The organism is Lacticaseibacillus hegangensis (assembly GCF_003946465.1).
GTDB lineage: Bacteria > Bacillota > Bacilli > Lactobacillales > Lactobacillaceae > Lacticaseibacillus > Lacticaseibacillus hegangensis.
This window is the reverse complement of the sequence record NZ_RHOL01000007.1, coordinates 49,348-65,475: the sequence shown is the minus strand read 5'-3', so window position 1 is coordinate 65,475 and position 16,128 is coordinate 49,348. Positions and strand designations below refer to the sequence as shown.

At 57.0% G+C, this 16,128-nt stretch carries 16 protein-coding genes; 10 read left to right on the top strand and 6 right to left on the bottom strand.

Features of this window, described 5'->3' with window-relative positions:
• Window positions 1-42 precede the first annotated feature (42 nt).
• The 4 genes from EKM86_RS03080 to EKM86_RS03065 are packed head-to-tail and all read left to right on the top strand — an operon-like array spanning window position 43 to window position 3,318.
• Entirely contained in the window at window positions 43-762 is a 720-nt protein-coding gene (locus tag EKM86_RS03080) for a GTP pyrophosphokinase (RefSeq protein WP_125755051.1), read from the top strand.
• Complete coding sequence (locus tag EKM86_RS03075; protein ID WP_125755079.1) at window positions 734-1,543, top strand: NAD kinase; 810 nt, start codon at window positions 734-736, stop codon at window positions 1,541-1,543. The genes EKM86_RS03080 and EKM86_RS03075 overlap by 29 nt, the downstream gene beginning before the upstream one ends.
• A complete protein-coding gene (locus tag EKM86_RS03070; protein ID WP_125755050.1) occupies window positions 1,533-2,432 on the top strand; it encodes an RluA family pseudouridine synthase in 900 nt (299 codons plus the stop codon). The genes EKM86_RS03075 and EKM86_RS03070 overlap by 11 nt, the downstream gene beginning before the upstream one ends.
• Before the next feature lie 16 nt (window positions 2,433-2,448).
• A complete protein-coding gene (locus EKM86_RS03065) occupies window positions 2,449-3,318 on the top strand; it encodes a DegV family protein (RefSeq protein ID WP_125755078.1) in 870 nt (289 codons plus the stop codon).
• Window positions 3,319-3,372: 54 nt separating this feature from the next.
• Here the strand turns inward: EKM86_RS03065 and EKM86_RS03060 are convergent, their stop codons facing one another.
• The 6 genes from EKM86_RS03060 to EKM86_RS03035 form a co-directional block, all read right to left on the bottom strand.
• Complete coding sequence (locus EKM86_RS03060; protein WP_125755049.1) at window positions 3,373-3,840, bottom strand: hypothetical protein; 468 nt, start codon at window positions 3,838-3,840, stop codon at window positions 3,373-3,375.
• Between the two features lie 48 nt (window positions 3,841-3,888).
• Window positions 3,889-4,527, bottom strand: coding sequence for a copper homeostasis protein CutC (locus EKM86_RS03055; protein WP_164506144.1), 639 nt, complete (start codon window positions 4,525-4,527; stop codon window positions 3,889-3,891).
• A 12-nt stretch (window positions 4,528-4,539) separates the two neighbouring features.
• A complete protein-coding gene (locus EKM86_RS03050) occupies window positions 4,540-5,361 on the bottom strand; it encodes an undecaprenyl-diphosphate phosphatase (RefSeq protein ID WP_125755047.1) in 822 nt (273 codons plus the stop codon).
• A 136-nt stretch (window positions 5,362-5,497) separates the two neighbouring features.
• A complete protein-coding gene (locus EKM86_RS03045; RefSeq protein ID WP_125755046.1) occupies window positions 5,498-6,532 on the bottom strand; it encodes a lactonase family protein in 1,035 nt (344 codons plus the stop codon).
• 107 nt (window positions 6,533-6,639) lie between these two features.
• Window positions 6,640-7,617: a GMP reductase gene (locus tag EKM86_RS03040; RefSeq protein ID WP_125755045.1), complete on the bottom strand. Its 978-nt coding sequence runs from the start codon at window positions 7,615-7,617 to the stop codon at window positions 6,640-6,642.
• A gap of 179 nt (window positions 7,618-7,796) precedes the next feature.
• Window positions 7,797-8,744 carry a magnesium transporter CorA family protein gene (locus EKM86_RS03035; RefSeq protein ID WP_125755044.1) on the bottom strand — a complete coding sequence of 316 codons (948 nt, stop codon included), beginning with the start codon at window positions 8,742-8,744 and terminating at the stop codon, window positions 7,797-7,799.
• Between the two features lie 70 nt (window positions 8,745-8,814).
• Between EKM86_RS03035 and EKM86_RS03030 the strand changes: the two genes are divergently transcribed.
• From EKM86_RS03030 to ymfI, 6 genes are all read left to right on the top strand, one after another.
• Window positions 8,815-9,645 carry a methyltransferase domain-containing protein gene (locus EKM86_RS03030; RefSeq protein ID WP_125755043.1) on the top strand — a complete coding sequence of 277 codons (831 nt, stop codon included), beginning with the start codon at window positions 8,815-8,817 and terminating at the stop codon, window positions 9,643-9,645.
• Window positions 9,646-9,865: 220 nt separating this feature from the next.
• Entirely contained in the window at window positions 9,866-10,375 is a 510-nt protein-coding gene (locus EKM86_RS03025; protein ID WP_125755042.1) for a tRNA (cytidine(34)-2'-O)-methyltransferase, read from the top strand.
• Between the two features lie 77 nt (window positions 10,376-10,452).
• Entirely contained in the window at window positions 10,453-12,774 is a 2,322-nt protein-coding gene (locus EKM86_RS03020) for a DNA translocase FtsK (protein ID WP_125755041.1), read from the top strand.
• A 9-nt stretch (window positions 12,775-12,783) separates the two neighbouring features.
• Complete coding sequence (gene yfmF, locus EKM86_RS03015) at window positions 12,784-14,043, top strand: EF-P 5-aminopentanol modification-associated protein YfmF (RefSeq protein WP_125755040.1); 1,260 nt, start codon at window positions 12,784-12,786, stop codon at window positions 14,041-14,043.
• Window positions 14,043-15,347 carry an EF-P 5-aminopentanol modification-associated protein YfmH gene (yfmH, locus tag EKM86_RS03010; protein WP_125755039.1) on the top strand — a complete coding sequence of 435 codons (1,305 nt, stop codon included), beginning with the start codon at window positions 14,043-14,045 and terminating at the stop codon, window positions 15,345-15,347. Before yfmF ends, yfmH begins: the two co-directional genes overlap by 1 nt.
• Window positions 15,344-16,069 carry an elongation factor P 5-aminopentanone reductase gene (ymfI, locus tag EKM86_RS03005; RefSeq protein ID WP_125755038.1) on the top strand — a complete coding sequence of 242 codons (726 nt, stop codon included), beginning with the start codon at window positions 15,344-15,346 and terminating at the stop codon, window positions 16,067-16,069. Before yfmH ends, ymfI begins: the two co-directional genes overlap by 4 nt.
• Window positions 16,070-16,128 lie beyond the last annotated feature (59 nt).

The following is a 16,128-nucleotide window of genomic DNA, read 5'->3' as shown; positions in this document are numbered from 1 at the left end:
TTTATGGTAAAATGAAGCAGAATCAGATGTGGAGGCTTGAGCATGCAGCGCGACTGGGAAACGTTTTTGATGCCATACGAACAGGCAGTGAAGGAACTCAAAATCAAATTTCGCGGAATGCGCAGCCAATTCCTGCAAGAAAGCCGCCATTCGCCAATCGAGATCGTCACCGGCCGGGTCAAGCCGGTTGACTCGATCATTGAAAAGCAGTCGCGCCGGTACATTTCCGATACGCTGCTGGAACAGGACATGCAGGACATTGCAGGGCTTAGGATCCAGTGCCAGTTCGTCGAAGACATTTACGAAGTGGTCGATCTGATCCACCAGCGCACGGACATGAAAGTAGTTGAGGAGCGCGACTACGTAACCAACGTCAAGCCCTCCGGATATCGCAGTTACCACGTGGTCATTGAGTATCCGGTTCAAATGGTGGAAGGCGAAAAGAAGCTGCTTGCCGAGATTCAGATCCGCACGATGGCCATGAACTTCTGGGCCACGATCGAACACTCGCTGAACTACAAGTACCAAGGCGAGTTTCCGGACGCCTTGAAGGAACGCTTGAAGCGTGCGGCCAAGGCCTCGGCGCTGCTTGATAACGAAATGTCCGAGATCCGTGAGGAAATTCAGGAAGCTCAGCGCCTGTTTTCTTACGGTAAAGGGCAAAATATGCCGCGGCGCTTGGATGATCTTGATCACCCGGGCCCTGGCGATAGTAAGCAAGGGATGAATGACGATGCGCATCGCGATCCAAGCAAACAGTAACGCGAGTTCTCAAGCGGCCCGGCAAAAGCTGATCCGCGGGCTTAAGCAGGACAATTTTGAAGTCGACGTGCCGCATCCTGAAGTTGTGATCACGATTGGCGGGGACGGGACGCTGCTTTCGGCGTTCCACCGGTACGCCGATGTGTTGGACCAGGTGCGGTTCATCGGGGTCCACACTGGACACTTGGGCTTTTACACGGACTGGCGCGACTACGAAACAGACGACCTCATCGCCGCCTTGAAGCGGGACTCAGGGGAAAGCACCAGCTATCCGTTGCTCGACGTGCTGGTCGACTACGAAGACGGGACCACTGCGCATTTTTTGGCGCTGAATGAAGCCACGCTGAAAGGAACCAGTGGCACGATGCGCACGGACGTTTACGTGAAGGAAAACTTCTTTGAGAGTTTTCGCGGCGACGGCCTGTGTGTGGCAACGCCCACTGGTTCGACGGCGTATTCCAAGTCCAATGGCGGTGCGGTGATCCACCCGCGGCTGGCGGCGCTGCAGATGACGGAAATCGCGTCGATCAATAACCGTGTCTTTCGCACGCTGGCGGCGCCGATGATCTTGGCGCCTGACGAGTGGGTTTCACTGCGGCCTGAGCCGTTTCAGGATTACGTGATGTCAATTGATCAATTCACTGCTAAGCCGGCGATGATCACCGCCATCCGGTTTAAGGTGGCTGCGGAGAAGATCCGCTTTGCCAGCTATCGGCACATGCACTTCTGGGACCGGGTCGAGGATGCGTTCATCGGGGAGAAAAAGCCCGATGCGCTTTAAATGGACCTATCAGGGACCGCGCGTGTCCCTTCAGACCTTTTTGCGCCGCCAGGGGTTTTCGCTCGCGCAGCTGAAGCAGTTGAAGTTCCATGGCGGTTTTGTGTTTGTGAACAAACGACAACGAAACACCGCTTTTACTTTGCGCCCGGGCGATGTTGTCTTCCTGCAAACCGCGCCGGAGGTGGCCGCCGATGCCGTGGTGCCGTATACTGCACCGCTGGCGATTGTTTACGAAGACGAGTACCTGCTGGTGGTCGACAAGCCCGCCGGTGTGCCCTCGATTCCGGATGTCGGCAAGAGTCCGGACACCATGGCCAATCGCGTCAAAGCGTACCTGCTCAAGACCCACGCTGAGAGTGTGGCCATTCACGTGGTGACGCGGCTTGACCGCGACACCAGCGGGCTCATGTTGTTTGCCAAAAGCGGGTTGATTCACAGCCTGCTGGACGCCCAGCTGCATACCGATGACCTGCAGAAAGAATATCTCGCCTTGGTCGCCGGTGCCGGTAAATTGCCACAGCACGGCTGGCTGGTGCTGCGAATCGGCCAGGGCCAAGAGTTTTACATGAAGCGGGCCGTGACCCCTGCAGGCAAGCGCTCGGTGACAGAATTTGAAACGCTGGCGCAAAACGGCCGGGCCAGCTTGGTCCGGGTACAGCTGCACACTGGGCGCACGCATCAGATTCGGGTTCACTTCGCTGCCATCGGCCACCCGCTGTTTGGCGATACGCTGTACGGCGGTCCGGCAGCCGGCCTGAACCGGCAAGCGCTGCACTGCGCACACCTGCACTTTTGGCACCCGATTTTAAAAAGGCCACTTGAGTTGACGGCGCCGCTGCCGAACGATATGTTATCTTTGGAGAATGAGTTGGGCCTAGCCCTAAATTAATGAGGATGTGGAAATGATGTATCAACTGTTGACCGATTCGGCCTGTGACCTGCCGCGCCAAACCTTAAAGGACGCGAATGTTGATTTTGTTTCCTTTCACTTCAACGTGGAAGGCCAGGACCTGACAGATGACATGGGCGGCTCATACGAGCTGAAAGATTTTTTTGAGAAGATCAAAAATGGGGTCATGCCTTCTACTTCCGCCATCAACGTCGGCGAGTATGTTGATTTCTTCACCCCCTACGCCAAGGCCGGCACGCCGGTCGCGTACATCGCCTTTTCCAGCGGACTGAGCAGCTCTTTTGAGGCGGCCACTGAGGCCAAGGCCATGGTGCTGGAACAGTATCCGGACGCGCAAATCGAGCTGGTGGACACCCTTGCCGCTTCGCAGGGCGAGGGCCGCATGGTGCTTGAGGCCATCAGGCTTCAAAAAGAAGGAAAAAGTCTGGCGGAGCTGGTGGCATGGTTTGAAGCGAATCGGCTGCGCCTGCAGGAATGGTTCACAGTTGATTCACTGGATTACCTTTACCATGGTGGTCGGGTGTCGCGGACCTCTGCAGCGCTGGGGACACTGCTCAACATCAAGCCAATCATGGATGTGGACACCCTGGGGCGGCTGCGCGTTGACGGCAAGGTCCGAGCCCGTAAGCGCTCTTTGGCCACTTTAGGCGACAAAATGTTGGCTGCACTGCCAAGCGATCCCGCGCAACCGATCCTGATCGCCACGTCTGGCGATTACGACGCGGCCAATCAGGTGCGGGATTACATCCTGGCTAAGGCGCCAACCGCTCATGTCACTGTCGGCGATATTGGCCTGACAATCGCCAGTCACACCGGGTTTGGCTGCGTGGCAGCGTTTGTCATGGGCGCAGAGAAGCGGCAATAACGTCAAAAAAACCGGTCGCCTGGCAGTGAACTCGCCAGGCGGCCGGTTTTGTGTTCAAATACTTAATTCAAAGGCAAATGTGGTGTTGGGCTCAACCGGCTCGTCATCGCCGGCATAGAAGCCGTGCAGCTGCAGGCGCGAGTCGGTGTTCACCAGCACAAACCCGCGTGGGCCTGAGTTGCTGAGCGCAGGGCTGGCGACAAAGACCTGGCCGGGTGCTTGCGTGCGCCACTGTAAGCGCAAGTAGACCGCGGCAGCCAGTGGCACCAGTCCCAACCCGTAGTGCTGGGCCGTCTGCGTCAGGCGCGGCAGGGTCGCACCTTGCCCCAACCCCAGGTCGCTCGCGTGCATCAAACCAAGGCGAATCGGGTAGGACCGCTCTCCTGGGTAAACCGGCATGGTTTGAAGCAGGGTGCGTGCCGCGTCATCACGCGCAATGTGGGCGGCCGTCAGTGCCGCGGCCAAGGCCTGGCGCGACATGCCGCCGACGCGCAGCGCAATCGTCGTGAACTCAGGATTCATCTGTTGCCCTCCTAAAAAGCCTCGAGGATTACCTCGAGGCTTGATCACTTACTTGAACGTGACGACCTTAGTGCCGTGAGCTTGCTTGACGCCGATGGCGGCGGTCAGTTCGTCCACATTGGCTGCCGTGACGCCGCCGCCAGGCAAAATCTCGAGCTTGCCAGTCGCCATTTTGACCAACTGCTGCAGGTGCGGGACGGTTTGGGTGATTGGCACGCTCAAAGGGCCCCCGTGCGTCAGGATGCGGGTGACGTCATGATCAGAGAGCCAGTCAATGGCTTCCTGCTGGCGCGCTTCCGGAATTTCGTCGAACGCCATGTGCATGACTACTTCCATGCCACCAGCGGCGCCGATCAAATTTTCCATGGCGTCTTCGTCCAGCCAATTAGCGTTGGTCAACGCACCGAAGGCCACACCGTCCGCGCCGAGTTCTTGTGCGGCGAACAGGTCGGTTTCCATGATTTTCAGCTCAGTGTCGGTGTAAACAAAATTGCCACCGCGTGGCCGAATCATGCAGACAATCCGCGCATCGTGCTCGTGCACGTACGAGATGGCCGCCGCCATGACCCCGCGGGACACCGTGGTGCCGCCGGCGGTGAGATTGTCGTTCAGCTCGATACGATTAGCGCCGGCCCGTAAAGCAGCCGGAATATCGGTGAAGTTTTCAACACACGCTTCTTTTAACAGCATGAGAACCTCCTAGATGAATAAGACTAACAAAACGACGAGCCCGAGCGCGATGCGGTACCAGCCAAACGGCTTGAAGTCATGGGTCTGAACAAACTTGAGCAGCCACTTGATGGCCACGATCGCGACTAGGAACGACACCACCATGCCCGTCAGCAGGATCGCCCACTGCGCGCCGGTGAAGACGTTGCCTTTCATAAGATACGAGCCGATTTTTAAAATCGACACACCCACCATGGTCGGAATCGCCAGGAAAAAGGAAAACTCGGTGGCGACGTAGCGACTGGTACCCAAGATGATGGCGCCGAGAATGGTCGCGCCGGAGCGGCTGGTGCCAGGGACAATGGACAACGCCTGGAAGAGGCCGATGAACAGCGCGGTTTGGAAGCTGATGTCTGCCAGGGTCGTGATTTTGGGCGAGCGGTCCTTGAAGTAATTCTCAATGACAATGAACAAGATCCCGTACAGGATCAACATCGATGCCACCACGATTGGCTTGTGCAAATGAGCGTCCATGAAGTCGTTCAGCGGCAGGCCAATGATCACGGACGGCAGGACCGCGACGATCACCTTGAACCACAGGGTCCAGGTGGCCTGGCGCTCGGGTTTGTACTTGCTTGGGGCCCACGGGTTGAGCTTGGTGAAGTAGAGCAGCACGACAGCCAGGATCGCACCGAACTGGATCACGTACTCAAACATCGCCATGAAGGCCGGACTCTGATTGATTTTGACCAGTTGATCGACCAGGTCGATGTGGCCGGTCGAACTGATCGGCAAGAACTCGGTCAGCCCTTCGACAATACCGATGATCACGGCTTTGACTATATCTAACATAATTTCCTCCTCAAAGTTGCCAATGGGTCAAGTATACCGGACTCGGCAAGGATGACTAGGCGCAAAAGGCAAAATTTCGGTAAAATCTGAATTGCCTGCATAAAAACAGCGCACCCTCTAGGCACGCTGCAAGAACTTAAGCTTTGAGAAACACGACATTGACTGATTCCGGGGCGACGATGTCCTTTTGGACTGCCGTCAGTTTGCCAGAGCCGCTGTCACGTGAGTACAGGGTGGCGTTGCTGGTGTTCTGGTTGACCGCCAGCAGGTAGTTTTCGGTCAAGTCGAGGTTCGCATCGCGCGGGAAATCACCTTCCGTCGAAATTTGCTGCACTTCGGTGAGCTCGAGGCCGTCCTCGGAGACTGAGTAAACGACAACGCTGTTGTACCCGCGGTTAGTCGCATAGATAAATCGGGAGTCTGAGCTGATGCGGATCGCGGCAGCGCCGTTGTGCTTGGTCCAGTCGGCCGGGATGGTCTTTTGAGTTTGCCCCTGCGTGAACCCGCCTGTGGCTGGATCGTATTGCAGCACGCTGATCTGGCTGGACAGTTCGCCCAGCAGATAGGCGATCGGCTTGTCATGATGGAAGACCAGGTGACGAGGGCCAAAGCCCGGGGCCAGTTTCAAAATGGCTGGGGTGCCGAGCTTGCCGGCGTCGTCGACCGGGTAGGTGTAGACCTCGTCAGTGCCCAGGTCGATCACAGCCAGCCGCCCGTCCGGCGTCAAAGCCGCAAAGTGCACGTGGCTGGCGTCCTGCTCGGGCAGCGGACCGTGGCCGTGGTGGCGGGCAACATCAGTCGGGGTCAAGGTGCGGTCGGCGTTGATCTTATAAACGTTAACGCGGCCTTCATGATAGTTCGCCGCAAAGACCAGCTGACGTTTTTCATCAATTGACACATGCGCCGGGCTAGTCCCGGGCTCTAAGACGGTGTTGAGCAGCTGCGGCGGCGTTTGATTGAGGTCAAAGGCGGCCAGCCCGCCTTTGCCGTCCGCGGCGTCGACCAGGTAGGCAGCGTTGGCTTTGGAGACGGCCAGGTAGGTGGGCGAGCCGATACCGGTGATGTATGGTTCAGCCTTGCTTAACCGGCCAGTTTCGGAATCGAAGGTCGCCCGGTAAACGCCTTGGCCTTCGTGTTTGGTGTAACCACCAAGTAAAACTGTTTCTTTCAATGTATTGCCTCCTCGTAAATGCGTACTCGGTCATTATACCAGAAAACGGATACAGCTATGCAGCCAGCAACAGCCCGCCGAATCCGGCAGGCTGCTGGGTGAGCTGATTAATATTGGTCGCCGTTGAAAATGGAATTTTTGACGATGACGTAATCAACCGCCTTTAAGGCGCCGATGTCTCGGCCGCCGGCGTAAGAAACAGCCGACTGCAGGTCTTCTTGCATTTCAATCAAAGTGTCCTTGATCGAGCCTTTGACCGGCAGGAGGATCTTCTTGCCTTCAACGTTGTGGTGAGCCCCTTTTTGATACTCTGAAGCCGAGCCGTAATACTCCTGGTACTCCTTGCCGTCCTTGACGATGTGCTTGCCTGGGGTCTCCTTGTGGCCGGCAAACAGGGAGCCGATCATGCACATGGTGGCACCGAAGCGAATGCTTTTGGCGATGTCACCGTTGTTGCGGATCCCACCGTCAGTGATGATCGGCTTGCGCGCAGCTTTGGCGCACCACCGCAGGGCCGCCAGTTGCCAGCCGCCGGTCCCAAAGCCGGTTTTGAGCTTGGTGATGCAGACCTTACCCGGGCCGATACCGACTTTAGTGGCGTCTGCACCGGCGTTTTCCAAATCGCGGACGCCTTGTGGGGTGCCGACGTTGCCGGCAATGACGAAGCTGTCCGGCAGATATTTTTTAATGTGGCGGATCATGTCCATCACAATGTCAGCGTGGCCATGGGCGATGTCAATGGTGATGTACTCAGGTACCAGCTGCGCGCCGGCGAGTTCTTTGATGAAGGAAAACTCCTCGTCTTTCACACCGACGGAAATCGACGCGAAGAGGCCGGCGTCGTGCATGTCAGCGACAAATTGCGCCCGCGTTTCCGGGTTGAAGCGGTGCATGACGTAGAAGTACCCATTGGCAGCCAGCCACTTCGCCAGTGGCGCATCGATGATGGTCTGCATGTTGGCCGGCACCACTGGTAGTTTGAATGTGTGGCCGCCCAATTCAACGCTAGTGTCCACTTCCTTGCGGGACCGCACCACGCATTTGTTTGGGATCAGCTGAATGTCTTCGTAATCAAAAATTTCCATGCTTATCGTCCTTTCACGCCTCGAGAACTCGTGTGACCTTTGCCACACCACGCGCTAATATACGGTAAGTGTTCGGAAATGTCAAATTATTTCTGTAAATAACATTTTATTGTTCGTAACGTATCGAACAATTCAGCTGAGGAGCAAAAGAATACCCTCGCCGCGGCGAGGGTCAGCTGTCAAAAATATCGGTTCTTCCAGAACTGCAAGCCGATGAGCACCGAGATGATCAGGGAGATGATGATTGTGATGATCCATGAGATATGCATGCCGGCCCAAGGCAGATCCATATTCATCCCATAAAAGGAGAAGACCAGCGTGGGGATGGTCAGGATGATCGAGTAGGACGTCAGAAATTTCATGACCCCGTTCATGTTGTTGTTGATGATATTGGAATAAGTGTCCGTGGTCTCGCTGATAATTGAATTGGAGATCTGAGCCATTTCGATGCCCTGCTGGTTTTCAATGAGGATGTCGTCCAGCAGGTCGGCGCCGTCGTCGTCCAATCGCAAGGGATTGGTGCGTTCCAATTGCTGCAGCACGTTGCGGTCGGTCCGCAGACTCATCATGAAATAGACCAAGCCGCGCTGAATGCCCATGAGCCCGTAAAGTTCTTCGTTGCGCAGGCTGGATTGCAGCTTGGCCTCAAGGCTTTCGCGGGCCTTGTTGATATCGCGCAGGTAGGTGAGATACGCGGCCGTGGCCCGGTACATCATCAGCAGTGCGGCCTGAGTTTTGCGCCGCGGGTCAAAGCCGGTCACTTTGTTTTCGGCGAACAAGGCTAAGAGCGGCTGGTGCTGCGTGTCGATCGTGATCAGGGCGGAGGGCGTCAGGATGATCGCGAGCGGAACAGTTTTATAGGTGACGCGCTTTTTCGGGTCCAAGGTGGCCACGGGCATGTCAAAAATCAGCAGGTGCACATCGACGTCCTCGTCGTATTCGTAACGTGCGCCCTCGTCAGGGTCTAAGCCGTAAAGCAGGAAGTCCTCAGGGACCCGCGTTTTCTTTTCCAGCGTGGTCAGCTCGTCCTGGCTGGGGTCGGTGACGTTGATCCAGACCCCTGGTTCGATTTTGGCTTGTGGCTTCAAGCCACCTTTTGTATCATCAAATTTGTAGACTGAAAGCATGATGACCTCCGCAGACCTTTTTCTTAAGTGTACTATAAAACTGTGAGAGTTCGCGGGAAAGGGATGCGTGATGCGAAAAATCGAAGAAAAAGCGCAGGCGATGGCAAAGCTTGGTGTGTTTGCCTGTCCGGTCTGCGGTGAGGCGCTGACGCTCAGTCAGACCAGCCTGGTGTGCGCAAATGGGCACCGCTATGATTTGGCTAAAAAAGGGACCGTGAATTTTCTGGCCAAACCCAGCGCAACGGAGTACGACACACCGATGCTCGAGGCGCGGCGGCGCGTGCTTCAGGCCGGGTTCTTCGCGCCGTTTGTGGCCGCGATTCAAAGCCAGTTGGGCGCCGGAGACACGGTGCTTGACGTCGGCTGTGGGGAAGGCACCCCAACTTCCAGGCTGGCCGAAAGCGGCGCGCAGGCGGTGGGGTTTGATATCTCAGCGCCGGCCATTGCGCTGGCCGGCCGGCTTGCGACCAGCGCGGTGTTCTGCGTGGCGGATCTGGCTCGTCTGCCGTTTCTGCCCGGCAGTTTTTCGGCGGTGGTCGATTTATTCTCGCCAGGGGCGTATCAGGAATTCGACCGTGTGCTGCGGCCTGAGGGGCGGCTGTTCAAGGTCATTCCGGCGGCGGGTTACTTGCGCGAGCTCCGGCAGGGGCTGTATGCCGGCACTGCCAAGGCGGCATACAGCAACCGGGCCGTACTCGACCGGTTTCTGGCGGCGTATCCAGACGCGACCCAAACGCCGTTGACCTATGATTTCCCGGTCTCGCCCAACCAATTTGAAGACGTCATGAAGATGACGCCTTTGACCTGGCAGGCCGACCCGGCTAAGCGGGCGGCGATGGTGGCGGCGCCGCCGGCCAGCATCCATGTCGACGTCCTGTTGCTTGAGGCAAAGCTTAGATGAGAAAACACTAAGGGAAGTATCTTGAAAGCGCTAAATATTTGAAGAGGCCTTGCACCGGTTGGTGATCGGTGTTAAATTACTCTTAAGCATTTTTATTTCTGGCTTTTATCAGGGCTTGCTTTTGGGAAATTGATAAAAGTTAGCGATGAAAAACTTAACTAACGTACCGTCTCGCCGTGCAGTCACCGAGGTGGTGCGTTTTTTTGTGGAGGTAAGTGACATGACGAATCATATTGTGCTTTATCAACCGCTGATCCCAGCCAACACCGGCAACATTGCGCGCACGGCGGCGGCGACCGACAGCGTGCTGGACCTGATCAAGCCGCTGGGCTTTGCCGTGGACGACAAGCACCTCAAGCGTGCCGGCCTTGACTACTGGGCGTCAGTCAAGATTGTTTACCATGACTCGCTTGAGGCGTTCATGGCAACCGTAAAGGACCCCCAGTATTTGTACCTCGTTTCCAAGTTCGCCGAGCAGACTTATTCCGATGTTGATTACAGCGACACCAGCGTGGATCACTACTTCATGTTTGGCAAAGAGACCACCGGTCTGCCTGAGCCGTTCATGCGCGCCAACCCGGAAAAGGCGGTGCGGATTCCCATGACTGATAAGGTGCGGGCGCTGAACCTGTCCAACTGTGCCGCGCTTGTCATCTACGAGGCACTGCGCCAGCAAAGCTTTGCGGGCCTGGAGCGCAGCCATGTATACCCTCATGACAAGTTGAAGTAGCGCTTGGCGTTAACATGCTTTTTTCTATTCGTGAAAGCCTCGTGTATAATGAAGCGTAGATTCGAAGGAGGCAATTCATGGCGCAGCGGCGGACGACCAGCAAGCGAAAACCAACAACCAAACGTAAACCCCGCACTCGCAAAGTTGACCACACCTTAAACTGGGTTGGCTGCGGGTTATTTGTCGTGGCGGCGTTGGCCTTCTTTAGACTCGGCATCATTGGGACCTTCCTTGCCAACTGCTTCCGGTTGGTGATTGGGGATGCCTATCTGCTTGGCGCAGCGATAGTCGCGGTGTACGGGTCCTGGTTGATTGTCTCCGGCAAAGCGCTGCGGCCCACCGCCCGCCTAAGCTGGGGCGGGGGCCTTATTGGCCTTGGCGCCTTAGGGGTGCTGTCGGGCAGTGCGATGGCGGCACAAAGCGTGCACACCCACTTTTTCCTGGCGACCTGGCGGCTGCTTCAGGGCGACTTTGCCCTGCAAGCCACGACGTCGCGCGTCGGCGGGGGCCTGCTGGGTGCGGGGCTGTTGAACCTCTTCGCGCCGCTGCTAGCCGAAATCGGCGCCATGATTTTATTCTGGCTGATCATCGTGATCGGGGTGGCAGCCTTGGCAGGCGTCAAGCCAGCACAGGTATTTGCGGCCGGTCACTGGTTTGCCGCCAAGCTCGGCGAGGCGATTGCCGGGTTGCGCAACCAGTTTGACCAAAGTCACCAGGAGCGCGCGGCGAAGCGCGAGGCCCCAAAGCCTGCGGAGACGCCAGCCGATCAGCCAGCGGTCAGAAGTACTGTGGCCCCTTCTGTGGCGGAGACTGAACATGCGGCCGGTAAAGATCTCCCCAAGCCAGTGGCCCAGCGGCAGGAAGAGATTAAAATCAACGTGCCGCACTCAGAAGCCGCCCAGACTGAGCTTTTGGCCGAGGATAAACAGGCGGCTTCAGATGCAGAGCAGCCCCTCGACACCAGCACTGGCGCCAGCGGTGATTACGTGATGCCGCCGATGAGCCTGCTGACGCCGATTCCGGCGACCGACCAATCGGCGGAGACGGCCAAGATTCGGAAGAACTCAGTCAAACTCAGTGAGACCTTGCGCTCTTTTGGCGTTGACGTGACGGTCAAACAGGCGACGCTCGGGCCGAGCATCACTCAGTACGAGATTCAGCCGGCCACTGGGGTGAAAGTGTCCAAGATCACGAACCTGTCTGATGATCTGGCACTGGCGCTGGCGGCGAAGGATATTCGCATTGAGGCGCCAATCCCTGGCAAGTCGCTGATCGGCATTGAAGTGCCCAACCAGCAGGTGGCCACGGTCGGATTCCGAGAAGTGCTGGAGAAAACGCCGGCGCATCCGGGGAAACCGCTGGTCATTCCCCTGGGCAAGGACGTGGACGGGCGAGTCAAGACGTTCGACCTGACCAAGATGCCGCATCTTCTGATCGCCGGGGCAACCGGTTCAGGGAAATCGGTGATGATCAACGTGATCATCACGAGCATCCTAATGACGACCAAGCCGGACCAGGTCCGCTTGATGCTGATCGATCCGAAAAAGGTGGAACTGTCCGTTTACGACGGCGTGCCGCACCTGCTTACGCCAGTTGTGACCGAGGCCAAAAAGGCCCCGTCGGCCTTGAATAAAGTGGTCAAGGAAATGGAGAACCGCTATGAGCGCTTCGCGGCCGCCGGGGTGCGCAACATTGGCGAGTACAATCAAAAGGCGAAGACCGCCGACGATCCTGATTTGCCGCCGCTGCCGCTGATTGTCGTGATCGTGGACGAATTGTCTGACTTGATGATGGTCGCAGGAACTGAGGTCGAAACCGCACTGGTGCGTCTGGGCCAGATGGCCCGGGCGGCGGGGATCCATGTGATCATCGCGACGCAGCGGCCAAGTGTTGACGTGATCACCGGCCTGATCAAGGCCAACTTCCCGTCGCGCATCGCCTTTGCGGTTTCGTCTGGCGTCGATTCCCGGACGATTTTGGACATGAACGGGGCCGAGAAGCTGCTTGGGCGCGGGGACATGTTGTTTGCCCCAATTGACGCGGCCAAGCCGCTGCGGATTCAGGGCGCCTACATTTCTTCAGAAGACGTTGAAGCGGTGGTCCAGTCGATCACCGATCAGGTGGCACCGGAATATGTTGAGGACATGACGCCAAGCGACGAGCCGGAAGCGGCCGCCGCCGGGGATTCGGAAGACGAGTTGTACGACGAGGCGAAGGCGTTTGTGATTCAGCAGCAGACCGCGTCAACGTCACTGCTGCAGCGGCGCTTTCGCATCGGCTACAACCGCGCTGCGCGGTTGATCGATGACCTTGAAGCCAACCACGTCGTTGGCCCGAGCGAAGGCAGCAAGCCGCGGAAGGTCTTTATCCAACCGGACCAGCCAAAAGGGGAGAGTTAAGGAGTTTTTATGCGAATTCAATTAGCTAGTGGTGTTTTTTTGAACGTCCTGTCGACGAATCAGTTTAAAACCACCCGGGTGGCGATCCATTTCATCGCGCCGGCCAGGGCGCAGGATTTTGCGGCACGGACGCTGCTGACTTCTGTACTGGAAACCAGTTCCGCCAAGTATCCGACCCAGTCCGACCTATCCGCCGCGCTTGAAACAATGTTCGGGGCCAGCTTTGGAATCGGTGTGGCTAAAACCGGTGCAGTCCACCGCGTCACTGCCACCTTGAACCTGGTGGCTGACAAGCTCGCACAGGTACCGCTGTTGGCGCAGGGGTTTGACTTGCTTCACGAGGTGCTGTTAGAGCCAAAACTGGTTGGCAATCAGTTTGATCCCGAGGTCTTCGACCGGGAACAAAAGAACCTAGCGGCCTATTTGGGCAGTATGGACGAGGATCGGCAGCTGCAGGCAAGTTTGGCGACGCAGCGTCTGTACTTCCAGGGCAACGATGCGCAGGCTACGCCGAGTTTTGGGACCCTAAGGCAGCTGACAGCAGTCACTCAGGCGCGGCTGATGGCGGTATATCAGGATATGCTAAGTCACGACCAAATTGAAATTGTGGTGCTCGGTGATGTGACCGAAGAGCAGGTGGTCCCACTTGCTAAGCAGTTAGGCTTTGCCCCACGGCCTGAGCTCGCCTTTGCGCTGATTTATCGCCAGCCTGACGTGCCGGTGCGGCAAGAAACCGCCTCGGCCCACGTTAACCAGGCCAAGCTCAATTTAGCCTACACCACGCCGAGTGACCTCTACGGCCGCCAATTCTACGCCAATGTGGTCGCAAACGAATTGTTCGGCGGTTCGCCGCTTTCACTGCTGTTTACCAATGTGCGAGAAAAGGCGAGTCTGGCTTATTATGCCAGTTCGATGTTTGAGCCATTTCGCCAGTTCAGCATGGTGCAAACCGGTATCGATGCTGTGAACCGCGATCAAGTGCAGCAGCTGATTGCAGATCAGTTGGCCAAAGTGGCAGCCGGTGCGTTTTCGGCTGACCTGTTAGCACACATCAAAGAGGGCTTGCTCAATGCCCGCCAGGCTGCTTATGATTCTCCGCAGTTTTTGGCTCGCCAGGAACTGCTTCACGCGCTGGTGCCCACCCACCAGCCTGGCTATGCGGCTTATGCCGCAGCCATCACGGCTGTCACTAAACAGGAAGTGATGGCTGCGGCCGCGGCAATGAAGTTGCAAGCCGTGTACTTTTTGGACGAACAGGAGGCCAACTAATGGCATTGAATCAAACCGAGTATCCGGCCGTCCAAGAAACCTTGGTCACGCAGACGCTGGCTAATGGGCTGCGCGTGCTGCTTGTTCCGCGGCCAGCGTATCATCAAAGTTACGCGCTTTTTGCGGTCGATTACGGCGGCATTGATGTGCGCTACCAGCCGGCCGGGGCTACTGAAATGGTAGAGGACCCGGAAGGCATCGCTCATTTTCTCGAGCACAAGCTGTTTGAGAAGGAGGATCACGACGCGTTTGATTTGTTCGGGCAAACCGGCGCCTCAGCTAACGCGTTTACCGGCGCGACCAGTACCGCGTACTTGTTCTCGACGTCGACTCAGCTGACTGAGAACCTGACGACGCTGCTGGATTTTGTTCAGGCGCCATATTTCTCCGACCAAACGGTGGCCAAAGAGCGCGGCATTATTGGCCAGGAGATCCAGATGTACCAAGATGATCCCGGCTGGTTGTTGTACTACGGGATCTTGGGAAATTTGTACCCGAATCATCCGGTGGCCAGAGACGTGACCGGGACCATCGCCTCGATTGCGCAGATCACCCCGGAGCGGCTATATCAGGCCTATCGCACCTTTTATCAGCCAATCAACATGACCCTGACACTGGTGGGTAACTTTGACCCTGAGCGCGTCCTCGCGCACATTGCCGATAACCAAGCGGCCAAGACCTTTGCGCCGGCTACGCCAATCGTGCGCGGCGTCGGCTTCGACGGCGACCTCAGCACCATTTTGCCTTACCGGGCGGCAGATTTGCCGGTGATCCGACCAAAAAGTGCCATCGGTATCAAGGGCCAGATTGATGCGCAGGGGGATCTTGAAGGCACCAAGTATAAGCTGGCCATTGAGGTGCTGCTGGAGATGATTTTTGGCGACTCCTCGCCGCTTTATCAAAAGTGGTACGACGACGGGCTGGTGGACGACTCCTTCGCGGCGGATTACATCGCTGGTCGCACCTTCAATTACGCGACGATCACCGGGGATGCCGACGATCCGTCCGCATTCTCCGATGCGGTCGCTTCAGTGATCGCCCGCGGCGCGGATCAGCCCGCCCTCACTGAGGCGCGCTTTCAGCGGATCCTCCAGGCCGCCTTGGGTAAGTATTACATGTCCCTGAACTCCTTGGAGCAAACGGCCAACCAGCTGTCGTCTCAGAGCTTCAACGCCTTAAACGCGTTTGAAGTGGTCGAGACCCTGAAGTCGTTGACCCTCGATGACGTCAAACGGGTCGCGGCTAGTTTCTTCGATGTAGACGCCGTTTCCGTCTTTCACGTTCGTCCGGAGGCTCAAGCATGAGTTTTGCATTAATTATCGGGGCCAGTGGTGACATCGGTGGCGCGTGTGCCAAGCGGCTGGCGGCGCAGGGGTGGTCGCTGTATCTCCACTACGACCAGCACGAGGCGCCAGTGACCGCGTTGGTGGCCGAGTTGACCACGGCTTATCCCAAACAAGATTTTCTGAAAGTGCAGTACGATCTGACCGATGAAATGCATCTTGACCAGCTGACGGATCAACTGTTCAGTGTCGACGCCGTAATTTTTGCAGCGGGGATGACTTACTACCACCTGTTCCAGGAAACGACTGTGCCCGAGCTGACCACCTTGATGCAGGTTCATTTACTGACGCCGATGGTTTTGCTAACTAAGCTCCAGGCTAAATTGTCAGTTTCAGGTCATGGCCGGATCATTTTTATCGGCTCGGTTTACGGTGGGTCAGGCTCCGCCATGGAAGTGGCATACAGCACAGTGAAGGGGGCGCAGTCCGCCTTTGTGCGGGCTTACGCCAAAGAGGTCGCGAGCCTTGGCATCACCGTCAACGTGGTGGCGCCTGGGGCCGTTGCCACCAAGATGAACAAAATGTTTGATGCGCCTGCTCTTGCCGCCGTGCAAGCGGAGATCCCGGCGGGCAGGTTTGCGGCGCCTGCAGATATCAGCTACTATGTGGCCAGTTTATGCAGTCAAGAAGCGGCCTATCTCACCGGCCAGACACTATATGTGACGGGCGGTTGGCTGCGTTAGCAACGCAACTATTTCTTAATTCATGTAGCAGTTTATTCATGCTATACTGAAAACAGTCA